15 protein-coding genes are annotated in these 15,969 nt (G+C 67.9%); 5 read left to right on the top strand and 10 right to left on the bottom strand.

Annotation, left to right across the window (positions count from 1 at the left end; all coding sequences use genetic code 11):
* Nucleotides 1-37 precede the first annotated feature (37 nt).
* The 3 genes from HOV77_RS05825 to HOV77_RS05815 form a co-directional block, all read right to left on the bottom strand.
* Nucleotides 38-4,045, bottom strand: coding sequence for an SGNH/GDSL hydrolase family protein (locus tag HOV77_RS05825; RefSeq protein ID WP_290858557.1), 4,008 nt, complete (start codon nucleotides 4,043-4,045; stop codon nucleotides 38-40).
* A gap of 320 nt (nucleotides 4,046-4,365) precedes the next feature.
* Nucleotides 4,366-6,627 (bottom strand): tetratricopeptide repeat protein, encoded by a 2,262-nt coding sequence (locus HOV77_RS05820; RefSeq protein WP_290859677.1) that lies wholly within the window; start codon nucleotides 6,625-6,627, stop codon nucleotides 4,366-4,368.
* Between the two features lie 108 nt (nucleotides 6,628-6,735).
* Nucleotides 6,736-7,407 carry a M15 family metallopeptidase gene (locus HOV77_RS05815; protein WP_290858555.1) on the bottom strand — a complete coding sequence of 224 codons (672 nt, stop codon included), beginning with the start codon at nucleotides 7,405-7,407 and terminating at the stop codon, nucleotides 6,736-6,738.
* Between the two features lie 385 nt (nucleotides 7,408-7,792).
* Here HOV77_RS05815 and HOV77_RS05810 point away from each other — a divergent pair, with 385 nt between their 5' ends.
* Nucleotides 7,793-8,293 (top strand): hypothetical protein, encoded by a 501-nt coding sequence (locus HOV77_RS05810; RefSeq protein WP_290858553.1) that lies wholly within the window; start codon nucleotides 7,793-7,795, stop codon nucleotides 8,291-8,293.
* A 36-nt stretch (nucleotides 8,294-8,329) separates the two neighbouring features.
* Nucleotides 8,330-8,764 carry a hypothetical protein gene (locus HOV77_RS05805; protein ID WP_290858551.1) on the top strand — a complete coding sequence of 145 codons (435 nt, stop codon included), beginning with the start codon at nucleotides 8,330-8,332 and terminating at the stop codon, nucleotides 8,762-8,764.
* Between the two features lie 84 nt (nucleotides 8,765-8,848).
* On the opposite strand, the gene HOV77_RS05800 is transcribed toward HOV77_RS05805, so the two are convergent.
* Both HOV77_RS05800 and HOV77_RS05795 read right to left on the bottom strand, forming a co-directional pair.
* Nucleotides 8,849-9,376: a hypothetical protein gene (locus tag HOV77_RS05800; protein WP_290858549.1), complete on the bottom strand. Its 528-nt coding sequence runs from the start codon at nucleotides 9,374-9,376 to the stop codon at nucleotides 8,849-8,851.
* A 169-nt stretch (nucleotides 9,377-9,545) separates the two neighbouring features.
* Nucleotides 9,546-9,995: a carboxymuconolactone decarboxylase family protein gene (locus HOV77_RS05795; RefSeq protein ID WP_290858547.1), complete on the bottom strand. Its 450-nt coding sequence runs from the start codon at nucleotides 9,993-9,995 to the stop codon at nucleotides 9,546-9,548.
* Between the two features lie 84 nt (nucleotides 9,996-10,079).
* Between HOV77_RS05795 and HOV77_RS05790 the strand changes: the two genes are divergently transcribed.
* On the top strand, nucleotides 10,080-10,940 hold the full coding sequence (locus tag HOV77_RS05790; RefSeq protein ID WP_290858545.1) for a sigma-70 family RNA polymerase sigma factor: 861 nt from the start codon (nucleotides 10,080-10,082) through the stop codon (nucleotides 10,938-10,940).
* Between the two features lie 10 nt (nucleotides 10,941-10,950).
* Here HOV77_RS05790 and HOV77_RS05785 read toward each other — a convergent pair whose 3' ends face one another.
* A complete protein-coding gene (locus tag HOV77_RS05785; RefSeq protein ID WP_290858543.1) occupies nucleotides 10,951-11,358 on the bottom strand; it encodes a hypothetical protein in 408 nt (135 codons plus the stop codon).
* On the opposite strand from HOV77_RS05785, the gene HOV77_RS05780 reads away from it, so the two are divergent.
* Nucleotides 11,357-11,920: a zinc ribbon domain-containing protein gene (locus HOV77_RS05780; RefSeq protein ID WP_290858541.1), complete on the top strand. Its 564-nt coding sequence runs from the start codon at nucleotides 11,357-11,359 to the stop codon at nucleotides 11,918-11,920. The genes HOV77_RS05785 and HOV77_RS05780 overlap by 2 nt on opposite strands.
* Here HOV77_RS05780 and HOV77_RS05775 read toward each other — a convergent pair.
* Nucleotides 11,809-12,405, bottom strand: coding sequence for a 3'-5' exonuclease (locus HOV77_RS05775; protein ID WP_290858539.1), 597 nt, complete (start codon nucleotides 12,403-12,405; stop codon nucleotides 11,809-11,811). The two genes, HOV77_RS05780 and HOV77_RS05775, sit on opposite strands and share 112 nt — an antisense overlap.
* A 44-nt stretch (nucleotides 12,406-12,449) precedes the next feature.
* On the bottom strand, nucleotides 12,450-13,286 hold the full coding sequence (locus tag HOV77_RS05770; protein WP_290858537.1) for an NAD(P)H-binding protein: 837 nt from the start codon (nucleotides 13,284-13,286) through the stop codon (nucleotides 12,450-12,452).
* An 81-nt stretch (nucleotides 13,287-13,367) separates the two neighbouring features.
* Here HOV77_RS05770 and HOV77_RS05765 point away from each other — a divergent pair, with 81 nt between their 5' ends.
* Nucleotides 13,368-13,955, top strand: a complete 588-nt coding sequence (locus HOV77_RS05765; RefSeq protein WP_290858535.1) for a TetR/AcrR family transcriptional regulator — start codon at nucleotides 13,368-13,370, stop codon at nucleotides 13,953-13,955.
* Between the two features lie 24 nt (nucleotides 13,956-13,979).
* Here the strand turns inward: HOV77_RS05765 and HOV77_RS05760 are convergent, their stop codons facing one another.
* Entirely contained in the window at nucleotides 13,980-14,876 is an 897-nt protein-coding gene (locus HOV77_RS05760; RefSeq protein WP_290858532.1) for a M55 family metallopeptidase, read from the bottom strand.
* Between the two features lie 58 nt (nucleotides 14,877-14,934).
* On the bottom strand, nucleotides 14,935-15,936 hold the full coding sequence (locus HOV77_RS05755; protein WP_290858530.1) for a LacI family DNA-binding transcriptional regulator: 1,002 nt from the start codon (nucleotides 15,934-15,936) through the stop codon (nucleotides 14,935-14,937).
* Nucleotides 15,937-15,969 lie beyond the last annotated feature (33 nt).

Raw genomic sequence — 15,969 nt, 5'->3', positions numbered from 1 at the left:
AGTTTGCGCATTGTTCCTCCTGAACAGTTGGGCGGGATTATTGGTCGACCTCGGGAAGGCGCAGCGTGGTGATCAGCGCGTTCGCGTAGTCGGTGGTGCCGTCGGGATTCGGGTGGAAGGACTGTTGGGATATGCCGATGCGCCACCATGGGTTCTCGGGCAGGTGGACCTGTGGACTCTCCCCGGGGGTGTAACTGAAGACCAGGCCGTGGATCGACTCGTGGGGATCGCCGCAGACGCCTTCACCGGCGAAGTACTGCCGGGGATCGATGTATTTGACGGGGATGTAGCGCAGGTTCCACTCGGTGACCGCCACCGAACGCTCGGCCTCGGCGAGGGTGCCCGCCATGCTGCTGATCCACTGGGTCTCGGTCGGGCTGATGCCGGCGGTGCCTATCGGAAGTCCCGTATCGGGGTCGTGGACCGTGAGAGGGCTGAGACAGGTGCCACCGTTGGAGATGAGTTCCGGGTAGCCCATCACCATGATCTTGGCGTTGGGGGCGAGGTCGTGGACCCGCTGGATCACCTTCTGCAGGCTCGGCATGTACCGGTCGTAGATCAGCCGGTTCTCCGCCTGCGCCAAGGGTTCCGTGTCCCCGGACAGGGTGGTGTATTGGCAGTCGGTGATGCTGGTGATGCATTGCTGGAGCACGTCGGAGAAGCGGACGTCGTTGCCTCCGATGGAGAACGTGACCAGGGTGGTGTTCTCGTCGAGATATCCCGCCGACATCTGAGGGACCTCGCTGTATTGGCCCGTCGAGGTACGCCCGAAGGCGTTGGTCTCGCCGTAGGGAAGCAGATTGTGGCTGAGCGCGCCTGAGCAGGCGACCTCATGGAAGTCCAGGTCGGCGTCCAGTGTGTCGGCCCGGGATCCGATCGGGATCTCCGGCATGTCCTTGAGGGTCGCCTTGCGGGTCCACGACAGCTTGGAGCGATGGCAGGCGTTCTGCTCCAGCACGCTGTCGCCGTCGGCATCGGTTTCGCGGAAGTAGTCCGCCCCGGTGACGAGGTCGTTGGTCGCCCCCTCGCCAGAGGAGTACGAGTCCCCCATCGACACGACGAAGTTCTTCGGTTTGGACGGCAGCGGCTGGATCGCGATCGCGTCCCAGGCGATCTTCTTGCTTCCGCTTTCGTCCTTGATGCCGTTGCTCAGGCTGACCGAGGGGGTTCCGTTGAAGTGGAACGCACCCAGCGGGACCCATCGTCCCTTCTTGGTCTGCCAATAGTTCTTGGCGTTGACCACTCGCAGTCTCGGGGCGCTGCCGTCGCCGAGATTGACGTAATACTGGGCCTGTTGGGTCCGGGAGCCGTGGTCCGGGATGTAGACCAGGACCCGGGCCCAGGTGTCGAGCAGCTGCCGGTTCAGCGTCCACGTGCCGGTCACCCGGAACTCCTCGCTGCCGAGGAGCACCTGCGAGGAGGCGAACCAGAAATGACCGCCGAAGCCGCCGCCCACCTGATGGAAGTCGACCTTGGATCGGTAAAGGCCGGCGTTGTCCGACTGGAAATTGAACTGAATACTGCCGCTGCTGGTATACGGCTTGGGCGAGCAGGTCGTGTCGTGGATCGCCGGGACGTAGTCGGGGACGTCGTCGATGATGTACGCGCCGCTCGGGACGCCGGAGAGCGAGCAGTCCGGCCGGTACCAGTCCCGCTTTTCGGCAGGCTCCGGGTCGCCCGGCTTGAACGTGATGCTCTCCTGCCCGCAGGACACCTGCGTGGTGGTGCTGCCGGGTAGCTGGCCCAGGCAGGACGGCTTGTAGATCGCGGTCTCGTGCCACCAGCAGTGGAAGTTGGCGAGCTGGCACGGGTTGGCGCTGCTGGGATCGCAGTGGTTGGCACCGATGTTGCAGAACAAGCTGCGCGGCGGCTTGACCTGCGTACGGAAGTAGGCGTCGGTCCACCATGCCTGCTTGTACCCGGCATAGTTCGCGCCGGTCCACGGGTCGCTCTTGACGATCGGGTACGCGGCCCAGCCCATCACCTTCTCCGGATACGGCCATTGCTGCGGGTAGCGAGCTTGGTCGTACTGGTTGCCGTCGAGGAAGGCCGGCCGGTTGGCCGGGTAGTCCGGGTTGATGGGGTTGTTGGCCCAGCCGAGGCCCCAATTGCCGTCCGGGTCGGTGCACGTCGGCCCGGGCGGGCAACCGGGGTTGCCGGAGGCCGCATCGCGTGGTTGCAGCCCGGTGTTGTACGCCCAGAGCGCGGCGAACCAGCTCTCAATCCACTTCGGATTACCGCTGTTGACCTTGATGTTGTACGACCAGGTCTGGTTGAACTTCTCCTCCAGGATCTGCAGTCCGGCGGCGATGTTGCTGGCGTAGTCGAGCGCGATGGCACGCTTCTGCGCGGTGGTTCGCGACGTGTCGGATTGGCGCATGCCGTCGGTCACCTGTGCGACGCCGTATCCGCAATCGGCGTCCGCCCAGTGGATCGCCCAGGTGTCGGCGCCGCCGTCGGACGAGCGCGCCCGGCCGTAGAAGTTGCCGACGAGCGGATTGCCGGCGTCACCTTCGAGAATGTGGTTGGAGGCCTGCCACAGGTTGGACTCCTGGGCCAGCACACCGAGCAGGATCGGAGCCGGAACCCGGTCTTGAGACCCGCTGACGAGTCCACGGCGGGGGAACATCGCCTGCGGCGACCATGCCGCGAGCTGCGAGTAGCGCCAGTTGCCTGGACGCTGGACGGTCAACGCCCCTTGCACCGCCAGGTCGGCCGCCCACTCGACCTGGGTCCAGGACGGTTGGTACACCTGGCTTGCGACGTCGTTGCGCGCCACAGCGCACGTGCGGTCCGGGTCGGTGGTGGTACCGCTGTAGTCCGCGGTGACCCCGTATGCCGTGGGCTGCGCGGGCTTGATCGCGGGTCCCTCGACGCCCCCTTGAGCGATGGTGGCCGGGGCTCGCTGTCCAGGTACGACTCGGAAATCGACGGTGGCCTTTGTACGGTCCACGCTCATGCGGAGCCCGACCGGCTGGGCCGCGTCCGGCGCGACGGGCGTGAGCGCGGTGATCGCCTGGCCCTGCGCACCGGTGACGGCGACATGGGTCAGTGAGACGTCTCCGTGGGTGGAGATCTCGGCATTGGCCGGTACGGGGAGCAGCCGCACTCCGGACGGAAGCGCGGACGTCGCCGTTGCCGTCCCGGTGATGAACACCCGTCCTTCGGTTCCCGACGCGAGACCGATGCCCGTCAGGCGGCCGGTGGCGAGCTCCTTCACCCGGCCGCCCTCCATGGTGGACACGACGGCGTCGGTGTCGCCGCGCGCCTCCAGGAAGGTGACGCCGTTGCTGCCCGAGTGCAACGCGAACGGGGCGCCTGCGGTCGTGGCGACGGTACGCTGCCGTCCGGTCGGGGAGATCTCGATAAGGCCGTGGCCGCCGGCTGCGACTATGCCGTCTCCGGTCGGCACGGCCGACGTGATCTGGCCGGGCAGTTCGTGGCTGCGGACGATTGCGCCGGTCGCTGCGTCGGCGACGTAGAGGCGCGTCTTGCCGAACTGCGCATAGCCGGATTGCGTTAGTACGCCGGTCTCCGCCGTGCCGCATCCAGGGTTGTAATAGGCCAGACTCGCGGTGATGGCGAGCTTGGTGACCTTGCCTGTTCGGACGTCGACGATGGCGGCGAAACCGCCGCGCGTGAACAAGTCGTCTCGGTTGGTGAACTGCCGTGGCGCGTAGACCACGATGGCCCGATTGCCCGAACCCGTGAAGCAGACGTTGCCGATCCAGCGGTCGGTCTCGAATCCCGGTTCGGCCAGGCTCGCCACGGTCCGCCAGGTGTAGCCGGTGCTCGCCTCGGCGACCAGCAGATGAAAGCCGGTCGCATCGCCGGATGTGGTCCAGGCGAGGTCTTTCGAGCTGCGCCAACGAGGCGGCAAGATCCGGTCGCGGTCGGCCGGCGCGACGGTTGACCGGTCCACGCCACCGGGCTGGTTCACGGTCGTCGATGTGCCGGCCGGTGGCTCGGTGGTAGGCGGCTTGGCTTGTGCGGACATGGCGAACCCGAGCAGCAGGAACGTCACCAGGCTCAGGACTGCTGCCAACCGCGAGGGTTGTCGCCTGCCCGGCGGCCTGATCAGGGGCACCACACATCGTTCATCGCCGTGCGACACGAGGTCTCCAATCCCATGGCGGAGTTGAGATCGAGCGGATCCATTTCCAATCGCTGATTTGTGAGGATCCACTGCCGCGGCGGCCGGGACGAGGGCACTGACCGGCAATTAGCCGGGAACTACGCGAGTAGTCGGCCGCCTGGCGCTTGGCGGCCCGTAGCATCGAGCGCACGGCGAAGCCGTCGTCGGCAGGGTCCACTTGGGCGGCTTCCGCCCGGGGAGCTGCCGGGTCGATCCGTGACCCGACCCGGTCAGAGAGGAGTGCTCGATGTGCCTAGGCGTGCGAGTTTGGCGCGCATCTCGTCGGCGTCCGCGTGGCTCAACTCGGTGAAGATGTCGAGGGCCTCTTGCCAGACGTCACGTGCCGACACGAGATCGCCCGCCGACTCGTGATTGTCGCCGAGGTGGTTGAGGACGACCGCAGCCGAATGCTGGTCGCCGGACTGCTGAGCCAGACCGAGGGCGTGCTGGAAACAGAGGACGGCCTGCTCGTGCCGGCCGAGATGATGGTGGATGTAGCCCATGCTGTCCCAGGTGAAGATCTGGCCCTGCTTGTCGTTGATGTCCAGCAGTTCGGTCAACGCGAGCTCGCAATGAGTCAGCGCGTCACGGTAACGGCCGAGCCGGGCGTGGAACCAGCCGACCATGTTGCGGGCTCTCGCCTGGCCGGACTTGTTCTCGACCGTGGCGAACAGTTCGAGACCTCGTTGCGCGTGGACGAGCGCCTCCGGCAGGTCCCCCCGCTGCTCAAGCAGGTTGGCGGCGTTGAGGTGCATGTGCGCCTGGCCGGGGACGTCACCGACCTGCTCGGCGAGCTCCAGCGCCTGCTGGCAGTGTGCGTACGCGTCGTCCAGCCGGCCCATCAAGATGAAGGCGCGAGACAGGTGACGGTGCGCCCGCGCCTGCCCCCTGCGATCATCAAGTCGCCGCGTGGCGGCCAGAGCGGTGATGTGCACCGCCGCCTGGTCCTGCCAATGTCCTTTGCGCTGCAGGTAGTCGGTCACCGACCAGGCGAAGGGTTCGGCGTACGCGTCAAGTCCACGGTGGATCGCGAGATCCAGTGCGCTCAGGAGTACCTGGTGCTCCGCGGCGAACCAGCGCATCGCCTGCGGACCATCGCCGAGCGTTTCCAGGAGGACGTGCTCGGACGACCCCGGTACGCCGATCGGATCACGATGCGGGCTGAGCAGCCGAGCCGCAGCGAATGCGTTGTGCACGTAGTGGTCGAGTACGCGACGTACTGCCGGATCCCGGTCGCCGTCCTCGTCGTCGGCGTTCACCAGTTCAGCCGCGTACGCACGGAGCAAGTCGTGGAACGCGTACCGGCCCGGTGTGTATTCAGCGAGCAGATGCATGCCGGTCAGCTCGCGCAGCGATCGCCGGACTTCGTCGAGCCCGACTCCGGCGAGGCTGGCCGCAGCCGATGCGGACAGGCTCGGCCCGGGATGCAGGCCCAACAGCCGGAACAGTCGTGCCGCGGGCATGCTGAGCTGCCGGTAAGACCAGGAGAACACCGTCCGGACGTCGGTCGGCGCATCGTCGGCGGCCCATGCGTCCAGCCCCGCCTTGGCCTGCCGAAGGTGCTCCACGAGCGAGGTGAGCGGCAGGTCTGGTCGAGTGGCCAACCGGGCGGCCGCGACGACGAGCGCCAACGGCAGCCGGGCACACCGGTCGATGAGCTCGTCGACGCTGGCGGGTTCCGCCGAGATCCGGCGGTCGCCGAGCCGAGCGGTCAGCAGTTCGCGCGCCTCCGCGTGCGTGAACAGATCCAGCACGACCGGATGTGCACCGTCGGCCGCGACGAGCCCGACCAGCGCCCGGCGGCTGGTCACGACCACCGCGCAGCCGGCCACGCCCGGCAGCAACGGGCGGATCTGCTCGGCATCCCTCGCGTTGTCCAGCACGATCAGCATCCGCTTGCCGGCCAGCACGCTGCGATAGAGCGCTGCCTGCGCGTCGAGGTCGACCGGCAGCCGCTGCGGCGGCACGCCGAGCGCGTCGAGAAAGCCGCGGATCGCCTCAGCCGGCTGAACGGCCGAGCCGAACGGGCCGAACCCGCGAAGGTTGACGTAGAGCTGGCCGCCGGGAAACCTGTCCCGGACGCGGTGGGCCCAATGCACCGCGAGTGCGGTCTTGCCGACGCCGGCGCTACCCGAGATGGCGACGATGGGGACTGCAGCAGTGCTGCTGCCGCCAGTCGCCGCAACGTCCAGCGCTGCGTGGATAGTCGCCAAGTGCGCGTCGCGGCCAGCGAAGAATCGCACGTCAGCGGGCAGCTGCGCGGGCGTCGGAACTGTCGTCTGCGCGACGGCCGACCGGATCGGAGCCGCAGCGGCGAACAACCGGTCCCGGTCCTTGCCCTCGATGCCGAGCGCGTCGGCGAGCAGGCGCAGGGTCGACGGTCGAGGCTTGTTCCGCCCGGCTTCGATGTTGCGGATGGTCTTGACGTCGATGCCGGCCGCCCGCGCCAGGTCATCCTGGGACAAACCCGACAGTGCACGCCGCTCGCGCAACGTCCTCCCGAGCAAACCGTGCCTCCCCCGCTGCGCCCTGTCCAAGGCGATGATTCCACAGTGGCATCACGGCGTCGATTTCTTCCCACGGCTCGGGCGTGGACCGGGCTAGCCGCCGGTGGCGGAGAAATGCATGTAGTCCTTCAGCGATCGATAGTCGCCGCCCCACTTCCAGCCGATGGCAGCGAACGCCCGGACAGCCGGCCCGGCGGGTCGCACCATTCCGGGTCGTGCGTCGGCTCGGTCGAGGTAGGCGGTGGCGAGCTCCGGCAGGACGACCTCACCCTTGTGGTACGGGTTCTGGAACGGGTCGAGATCCACGGCGAGGCCGTACGCGTGTTGCGACCACCCCGTTTGGCCGCGTACCGGTCGGCAGGCGAACGCCTCGGTGGTGTTGCCGTCGCCCGTCGGCGCTGCGTTCAGTTCTTCGGTGCTGGAGATCCGCATACGCTCGATCGGGAAGCCTGCGGCGAACAGTCGCTTGAACACGGTGACCAGGTCGTCTGCCACCCGGGAGTTGGCCAGCAACTCACCGGTGTGGGCGTGGCCGTCGAAGCCGCGGAAGCTGACCGTGAGATAGCGCAGGTCTGCGGCAGTGACCGGGCAGTCCTTGGTCCAGCTCGATCGAGCGAGTACGCCGGCCGGCACCGCCTGGATGGTTGCATGAAACCGGCCGTCCGCCGGTGGTGGCAGGTCGTCGACGGTGATGATCGAGCGATTACGCAATTCGGACGGCGTCGGCCGGGCTGCGGCGAACCCTTGCGGCCCTACCGGGAGCACTCGCGTTCCCAGCCAGGACGGTGCGGCGGTGGCATTGCCGATCCGGCTGGGCTCAGGGCTTCGAGACTCGGCAGACGCGGTCGACGAAGCAGTAGGGATTTGTGTCGGCTTGCCTGCTTCCGGGCGGGCCGGGCCGCCCGAACAGCCGGACAAGACGTACGCAACGACCGCCGCCACGGCTAGGCGGCGCGCCGCCCGACCACCGTCACGCCGCCGAAGACCGCCATCCGCACGGGCCGGGGAACGATTAGACGAGTCGACTTCGGGGGCGCGCATTTCGACAACGATAGCGTTTGCCCAGCTGAGAGCGCGCTGAGCAGCCTTATGACGCAGGCGGTCGCCGCGGTTGCAGATTAGCGTGACACATAGAGATACCCTGACGCCTATGGCGGTCACCGGTACCGATCAGCTCCAGTCGTTACGGCGCATGATGCGTAACGTCGGCATCTCGTTGGTCCTTTTCGCGGTCGTAGTCGCCCTTGTACTGCCCCTGCGTTGGACCGGTGGGCCAGGTTTGTACCTCCCGCTTGCGTTGTCGGTGATCTCGATCGGCGCAGTACCGCTGCTCGGCCGCCTCAAGCCGCTGCCCATAGGAGTCTCGGACGCCAAGGCACGCAATGACGCCCGGAACGCCTTTGTCGTCGCCATGTTCCGGCAGATGGCCGGAGCCCAAGCACCCGCTCTCGCCGCCCTAGCGGGCAGCTTCGTCGAGGAAAGCATGGTGCCGTACTTGATCTGCGGCGCCGTCAGCGTGATCTTGTTCTTCGGGGCCGTTTATCCCAGCGATGCCCGCATCGCCCGCGCCGAGCGAAAACTCGATTCCGAAGGCGGTCACAGCGAGCTGCGGGCCACCTTGGCCAGCCCGCCTTCCCCCACCCTCAGCTAGCACCGAGGCTAGCCGGCATGCGTTATCGTGCCGCCCATGACAGCGGGGGACGGGCCGGGCGAGCTCCGGCGCTGGAAGATCATCGCGTTGACGAGCGCATTCGTCGCAGTGGCGGCGGTGGCCGGGCTGATCGGCTGGATCGCCCGCGGCCCCGGTGAGCCCACTCCCCCGCCGGTCGCGACGTTCACCGGCGGCGGCTGGACCATCAGCGGCGAATGCAGCGGTTCCGCCGGAGGGTGGTTCACGGTGGGCGACCCCATCAAGATCCTGACCACCGAGGGCACCGAGCTCGCGGCGGGCAAGATCCTGACCAGTCCGGGACCTCCTGACACCGGTTGTCGTCAGACGTATGCGATCGACGGCATCCCCGGCGGGCGCGGCGTCTACGTGATTGAAGTCGGACACTGGCGGCAGACGGTCACGGAGGTTCAGTTGCGCGCGAACCAGGCGGAGATTTCGGTGTACTCCTAGCGCCTTGCTCGCATGATCATGGTCATTTCCGGGTCGTGATAGCGACGGGGAAATGACCATGATCAAGGCCGGTGGCTCACCGGGTCAGGCGATGGTCACCGACAGGGTTCCAGTCTGCTGGTCGACGCTCGACGCGAGGCAGCTGAGCACGTCGAGGTCGAGGTAGACCGCGATCCGCTCCGACAGCCGCCCTTGACCGTATCCGCTGGTCACGGTGCCCGTAGAAGTCACGATCAGCTGGTTGGCGGCGTGGACGACGGTCGTCACCGTGTAGGTGATGGTGCTGAACTGCCCGTTGTGCCAGTTGTAGGTGACGACGTTCGCCACGAGCGTGTCGCCGAGTCCCTGGGCCAGGCAGCTGACTTGCTGGACGAACACGGTGCTGGCGATTCCTCCGGCGAACGGCCCGGTGCAGCTGCCGTCATCGTCCGCGCCCAGCCGCTCGGTGACTTCCTGTGTGGTCGACTGCGGCAGCGGACCGAGCGGCGGAGCATAGTGCACGGTCACTGATCCGCTGCAGACGATCAAGTCCTGTGCGTACGCGGGCCCGGGTAGTGCCAGCATGGCCACTCCCAGCACGATTGCGGCCACAGCCGCGGTCACCCGGAACATGGCGGGCTCCTTCCACTTGCGTAGCTTCGCGCGACGATTCGATCGATCGCTGTCGAACACAAGGAGACCACCGCGGACCACCGTTCCGCGAGGTAGCGGTCCGCAACGCGGAATGGTCATTTCCAGGTCGCCATCACAGCCCGGAAATGACCATGATCAAGACCGTGACTCACCAAGTCCGGCCGGCGGGTTCCTTCACCGTACGGTTGATGCGGTTGAAGAAGTTCGTCAGCGCGATGTTCAACACGATCGCCGACAACTGCTGGTCCTCGAAGTGAGCAGCCGCCTCGGCCCAGATCTCGTCGCTGACGCCCGGTTCACCGTCCTGGATCCGGGTTGCCGCCTCGGTCAAGGCCAGTGCCGCGCGCTCCGCGTCGGTGAAGAACGGCATCTCCCGCCAAGCGGCGACTCCGTGGAGTCGGTCGTCGGTCTCCCCGTGCTTCTTCGCCGAGGCGACCCCGGAGAACACGCATACGCTGCAGCCGTTGATCTGGCTGGCCCGCAGATGAACCAGTTCGAGTACGCCCTGGTCGACCCCGCCGGCCTGGATCGCCTTGTGGAGATGCTGGATGGCGGTCATCACATCGACGTTGGGCGCGCCGGTCAGCCGTGCTTCCATCAGTTTGTGCTCCTTCTTCGGTTACCTTCGCCCGGTCGGGCTCGTCGTCACCCATGACGGAGCAGTCCCGAGAAAGGTAACAAGATGTCCGACACGAGCCCGGATCCGACGGCGGCGGCGTTCGAGGCCGAACGCGAGCGGCTGCGCGGGGTGGCGTACCGCATGCTGGGGTCGCGCGCCGACGCCGAGGATGTCGTCCAGGAAGCCTGGCTTCGGCTCTCCCGCCAAGATCCGGCGACGATCGACAACTTGGCGGCCTGGCTGACCACGGTCGTCGGCCGGATCAGCCTCGACCTGCTGCGGTCGCGCCGGGCTCATCCCGAGGCCTCCTACGACCTCATCGTCGTGCCCGACGACGGTCAGGATGTCGAGGATGACGTGGCACTGGCCGACTCGGTCGGATTGGCACTGCTGGTCGTCCTCGACTCGCTCGGACCGAACGAGCGCCTGGCGTTCGTGCTGCACGACATGTTCGCCGTCCCGTTCGACGAGATCGCCCGCATTCTGGGCAAATCGGCCGACGCGACGAAGATGCTGGCCAGCCGGGCTCGCCGGAAGGTGCGCTCGCACGACCGCGACACGGCGGCCGGTCCCGAACAGCGCGAGGTGGTCAACGCCTTCCTGGCGGCGGCCCGGGACGGCGACTTCGACGGGCTGTTGCGCGTACTCGATCCCGAGGTCCGGCTGACCGTCGACGGCCCGGACGGCGAGATCGTCGTCCTCGGCGCCACCAAGGTCGCCGCCGGGGCCCGCTGGGGCGGCGGATCCGCCGCGGCCGGCCGCGCGGTCTTCGTCAACGGACTGCTCGGCATGCTCACCTGGCGCGCGGACGGCAGCCCGATGTCACTGCTGTCCTTCACCGTCGCCGACGGCCGGATCACCGGCATCACGGCCATCGTCGATCCGGCCCGGCTGGCGACTCTCGACCTGCCCGGCATCGCCTGAGCGGGCCTGGTCAGTCGTGGACGACTCCCCACGCCCGACCCTGGACGTCGACGATCGCCGGCACCTGGGAGTCCGGCGCGGTCCGCGCGGCCGCGACGCAGGTGCCGTGCCCACACGCATGCTCGACCAGTACGGTCTGCTGTCCGGGCGGCGTGATCTGCAACTCGAGCAGATACCTGATCGAGTCTTCGGTGGTCTCGGTTCCCGCGACCACCGGTAGGGACATCCGCGTCCCGGTGCTCTGCAACTGCTTCGTCGCATCGGCGTTCGCTCCGGCTCCCAGCCAGATGACGACGCCGAGGGCGACGCAGACAACGGCAGCGAAGGCCAGGAGCGCGACCAGCCACCACCGGTCGCGCTGGGCGACGCCGAACCCGGCGGCGATCCCGACTCCCGTGAGGACGATCAGGACAGCCATGAGCCGCTCGACCGCCGCCGACCTGCGACTAGTCAGTGCAACCTGCGTCCATGGGGATTCAGCGGGCTCGGCTTGCGTCACGGCGCTCACCCTACGATGTGGGCTTCGCCAGCAAGGCGTTGCCCCGGCGCTAGAGGCGCAGGCCTTCGATTCGGGCCAGGTCGAGGCCATTACGTCTCAGAGGTGCTCGGCATGTGGTCGGCTCGATGGCCCCAAACCGCTTTCCGTCCGAACGTGGACTTGCCTGTGCGGTGTCACCCACGACCGCGACCTTAACGCGGCATTGAACGTATTGGCCCAGGGAAGCTGGGACAAGTCAAACGCCCGTGGAGCGCAGGTAAGACCGGTACCCGTACCGGCACCGCGCTGCGAAGCAGGTTTCCGCCCGGGCCCTGCGCGCGAAACTGCGCGGGGCGGAGGGGATTTCCGCCCGCCAGGGTGGAAAGAACGTCAAGAGGTGAAGTCCGCTTTCGTCGTCGTCGCGGCGGTGATCGGGTGGCCGAGCCGGGCCAGTTCGATCACCAGCGCGCCGATGTTCCAGGCGTCGTCGTCGCCTCGATGATGACGGCCTTCCAACGGCAGTCCCGCTTTGTCGAGCGCCTGGCTCATGCCGATGCCGCGACGCAGCCCGAACGCGTCGGCGAAATGCTGCTTGATGTTGATGTGGCGGCTGCCGAACGGGTACGCGGCCCCACCCGGACCGCATTGGCGCTCGAACTGGTGGCGGTCGTAGTCGCCCCAGCTGGCCCAGGTGCGGAAGCGGCCGAGAAGCTCGCCGTCGAGCTGCGCGCACGCCGTCGCGAAGTCCACTCCCCGGTCGACCTCGGCCTGGGTCAGCCCGGTCAGTTCCGTGCAGAATGGGCTCACCCGCGAGCGGCGGGGCCGGACGATGATGCGATGCCGTTCGGTACGCCGCCAGTCGGCGGTGTCGACGACGCATACGCCGATCTCGATGATCTCGTTCGTCTCGCCGGGCGGCGGCTGACCGGTCCAGCACGTCGCCTCGACGTCGACGACGTTGACGAATCTTCCGAAGGCCTCCTCCACGAGTACGGAAGGTAGGCCTTCGGAAGACGGTCCGACAAGCGATTTCAGCGGAACGCAGGGGCGTTGCGATGCGCCCACTCGGCGAACGGCGTACCGGGGCGACCGAGGATGCTTTCGACGTCCGGGCTGATCTGCTGCTCCTCCTCGGTCGGCGCACCGAGGATGGCGAGCGTCCCTTCGGCGACCGGCGCCGGCATGAACTGCGTCATCTGGGCGTACGCCTCGTCGCGGGTCTGCTCGACGAACTCGACGGGTTCGCCGAGCGCCTCGGCGATGGCCTCGGCTCGCTGGCGCGGAGTGGTGATGGCCGGTCCGGTGAGGACGTAGGTCTGTCCCTTATGGACATCAGCGGCCGGGCCGGTCGAGATCAGCACCGCTGCGGCGGTGGCGGCGACGTCGTCCGGGTCGATGAAGGGCAGGCCGACGTCGCCGAACGGGGCCGGGGCGACCCGGGCGGTCTTGATCGGCTGCACCCAGGCGTACGCGTTGGAGGCGAGCCCACCCGAACGCAGCAGAGTCCAGTCGAGGCCCGATCCGGTGACCGCGTTCTCGAAGGCGACCGCGTGGGCGTACGCACCCGGCCGGGTGCCCGCGCCCTGCGAGGACAGCAACACGATGCGCCGTACGCCCGCCGCCTTCGCCTCGGCGACGATGCCCTCCGGGTCCTCCCCTGCCACCAGCAGGAACAGGGTGTCCGCGCCGTCGAGTGCCGGTCGCAGGCTCGCGGGGTCGGCCAGATCGGCCGCGACCGCTCGGACGCCCGCCGGCACGTCGGCAGGCTGGATGCCCCGGGACACCGCGGTGACGGCTTGGCCGCTTGAGGCGACCAGGCGGACGAGGGTGCGGCCGACGTTGCCGGTGGCTCCGGTGATGACGATCATCTCGTACTCCTAAGTTAGTTGGCTGACTCACTTGAGGAGGACGCTACCGAATCACACGAAGATCGCGATACGCTAAGTGAGATGGCTAACTCAGAAATGCCCCAGGCGCGATCGTCTGCTAAGCGCCGCCGGCTGTCCGCGGCCGCCGCCCAGGTGCTGCACCAGCGCGGCGTCGAACGCACGACGATCGCCGACATCGCCCGCGCCGCCGACGTTCCGGTCGGCAACGTCTACTACTACTTCAAGACCAAGGACGACCTGGTCCACGCCGCCCTCGCCGAGCAGGCGCAGACGCTCGCCGAGCTGACGGCGGTGTTGGAGGAGACGGCGGACCCGATCGACCGGTTGCACGGGCTGATCGACGCCTGGATCAGTCAGCGCGAGATCGCCGCCCGCTACGGGTGCCCGACCGGCTCGCTGGCCACCGAGATCGACAAGCGCGACGAGGGAGACCTCGACGCCGAGGCCGGCCGCGTCATGCGGCTTTTGCTGGACTGGTGTGAGAAGCAGTTCACTGCCGCTCAGGTACCCGATCCAGCCGGCCACGCACTCACTCTGGTCTCTGCGTACCAAGGCATGAGCTTGATGGCGAACGCGTTGCGCGAGCCGGAGGTGATGACGCGCGAGGGCACGCGCCTGCACGCGTGGCTGGAATCGCTTCGGCCGTAGGCACCGGACGGACGCGGGCCGAAGTCAGTTCTCGACCAGGGACCGGGTGAGGTACACAAGCGCGATGAAGGCCTGGTAGAGGGCCAGCGGCTCGTCGCCGGTAAGCGCCACCGTGACGTGGTCCAAGCGGCGGACGCCTTGGATCCAGGTCGCCTGCTCGGCCATGTCCGGCGAGGTGAACCGCACCTCGAGGGTGGCGGGCATGGCGATCTGGGGCGCGACCAATCCGCCTCGCTGAGCCAATGCCTCGCGTACGCCGTCGCGTACCAACTCACGAGCCGTCTCCGGGTGGACGCTGACGGCGGCGTACCGGCTGATCGACTCCTTGACGACGATGGTGGTCACGCCGGGGCAGAACGGCTCGGCTTCCGGGCCGACGTACTGATCACCGGTGATTACCGCGACCGGAACCCCGAAATGCTGTGCGACGAGCGCGTTCAATCCCGCTTCGCCGGTCGATACGCCGTCGAGACGCACGTCGGCGATGGCCTTGGGGTTGTAGGTGTGCGAGAGGATCCCCGGCGTTCCGGCGGCCGAGTGATAGCCGAGGAAGACGATCGCGTCGAACGAGGAGTCGAGGCCCTGCATCATGTAGAGCGGCTTGAACCGCCCGGACAGGTACGCCGCCCGACCGGCCAGCAACGACGGCGGCAGGTTGCGCATCACCGAATGGGCGTCGTTGATCAGAATCTCGGTCCCACTGACCGGCGACGTCCCACCGACCGACGAAGGCCCACCGGCCGGCGAAGTCCCACCGGCCGACGAAATCTTCCCGGCCGCGATGATGCCCTCGATCGCCGCGTTGACTTCGCCGAGCGCAAGGTCGCGGCCGACCGCGTAGTCGTCGCCGGCGGCGACGCACTGCTGCCAGTCGACGATGCCCGCGACACCCTCCAGGTCCAGCGAGACGAAGATCTTCATGGCGTGAGCGTCCCATGATCCGCTCGCCTGCGGAAGCACCGGGCGCGGGGCCTGACGCCTAATCCAGCCGGCGGCAGCTCGCGCGGACGACGAGTTCAGTGGGCAGCCGCACGTGGATGTCGCGCTCGACGCCCGCGATGAGGTCGACCAGCAGGCTCAACGCCTCCGCGCCCATCTGTTGCAGCGGCTGCTTGATGGTGGTCAGCGGCGGTGAGGCCATCGCGGACTCGGGGACGTTGTCGAAGCCGATCACCGACAGGTCGCCGGGGACGCTGAGGCCGAGGCTGTTGGCCGCGTGCACGGTCGCGATCGCGGACAAGTCGTTCGCGGCGAACACCGCGGTCGGCCGATTGGGCTGGCTGAGCACCTCCCGGGCCGGGCCCTCCGCCGTCTCGATGCGGTAGCCGCCGACGCGGACGAGCGATTCGTCCACGGTGATCCCGGCCGCGGCCATCGCCTGCCGGAAGCCGACCTCGCGGAGCCGGGCGGACTCGAGATCGGGCCGGCCGCCGATGAACCCGATCCGCCGATGGCCGAGTTCGAGCAGGTGGTTGGTCGCGAGCTGGGCTCCGGCGAAGTTGTCGGAGTCGATCGTGGGCATGCCCGACGGCCCGGTGTGCGGGTCGATGGCGACCACGTGGACCCCTTGCTTCGCCTCGAGCACCGTCGGCGTCACGAGGATCGCGCCGTCGATCAGGGTGCCCGACAACCGGGCCAGCGATCGCCGTTCCCAGCCGACTTTCGACCCGCGCGTGCCCGCGGCGTACGCGAGCAGCTCGTAGTCGGTCTGCTCGGCCGCCGCCGAAGCGCCCTTGAGCAGCTCGGTGGAGAACGGCTCGAACTCGGCGACGAGGATGCCGAGGACGTGCGTCCGATGACTGCGCAGGCTTTGCGCACCGAGGCTGGCCTCGTAGCCGAGGCTTTCGATGACCTGCTGAACCCGGTCCACGGTCGACTGCGAGACGCCCCAGCGCCCGTTCACGACCTTGGACACGGTGGCTACCGAGACGCCGGCCGTTCGGGCCACGTCCGACATCTTCACGCGCTGGCGGATCTCCACGCAAGGGATCATAGATGTTCGCGCCCGTTGAGA

This window comes from Hamadaea sp. (assembly GCF_013362815.1).
Classification (GTDB): domain Bacteria; phylum Actinomycetota; class Actinomycetes; order Mycobacteriales; family Micromonosporaceae; genus Hamadaea.
Note: the sequence above shows the minus strand (reverse complement) of the source record. Positions and strands in the feature narration are given on the sequence as shown.

Bases quoted from the DNA above. Each gene is read 5' to 3' on its own strand.
- HOV77_RS05810 (WP_290858553.1), top strand. From the start codon at position 7,793: ATGGCGGTCACCGGTACCGATCAGCTCCAGTCGTTACGGCGCATGATG.
- HOV77_RS05805 (WP_290858551.1), top strand. From the start codon at position 8,330: ATGACAGCGGGGGACGGGCCGGGCGAGCTCCGGCGCTGGAAGATCATC.
- HOV77_RS05800 (WP_290858549.1), bottom strand. From the start codon at position 9,376: ATGTTCCGGGTGACCGCGGCTGTGGCCGCAATCGTGCTGGGAGTGGCC.
- HOV77_RS05795 (WP_290858547.1), bottom strand. From the start codon at position 9,995: ATGGAAGCACGGCTGACCGGCGCGCCCAACGTCGATGTGATGACCGCC.
- HOV77_RS05790 (WP_290858545.1), top strand. From the start codon at position 10,080: ATGTCCGACACGAGCCCGGATCCGACGGCGGCGGCGTTCGAGGCCGAA.
- HOV77_RS05780 (WP_290858541.1), top strand. From the start codon at position 11,357: ATGAGCCGCTCGACCGCCGCCGACCTGCGACTAGTCAGTGCAACCTGC.
- HOV77_RS05785 (WP_290858543.1), bottom strand. From the start codon at position 11,358: ATGGCTGTCCTGATCGTCCTCACGGGAGTCGGGATCGCCGCCGGGTTC.
- HOV77_RS05770 (WP_290858537.1), bottom strand. From the start codon at position 13,286: ATGATCGTCATCACCGGAGCCACCGGCAACGTCGGCCGCACCCTCGTC.
- HOV77_RS05765 (WP_290858535.1), top strand. From the start codon at position 13,368: ATGGCTAACTCAGAAATGCCCCAGGCGCGATCGTCTGCTAAGCGCCGC.
- HOV77_RS05760 (WP_290858532.1), bottom strand. From the start codon at position 14,876: ATGAAGATCTTCGTCTCGCTGGACCTGGAGGGTGTCGCGGGCATCGTC.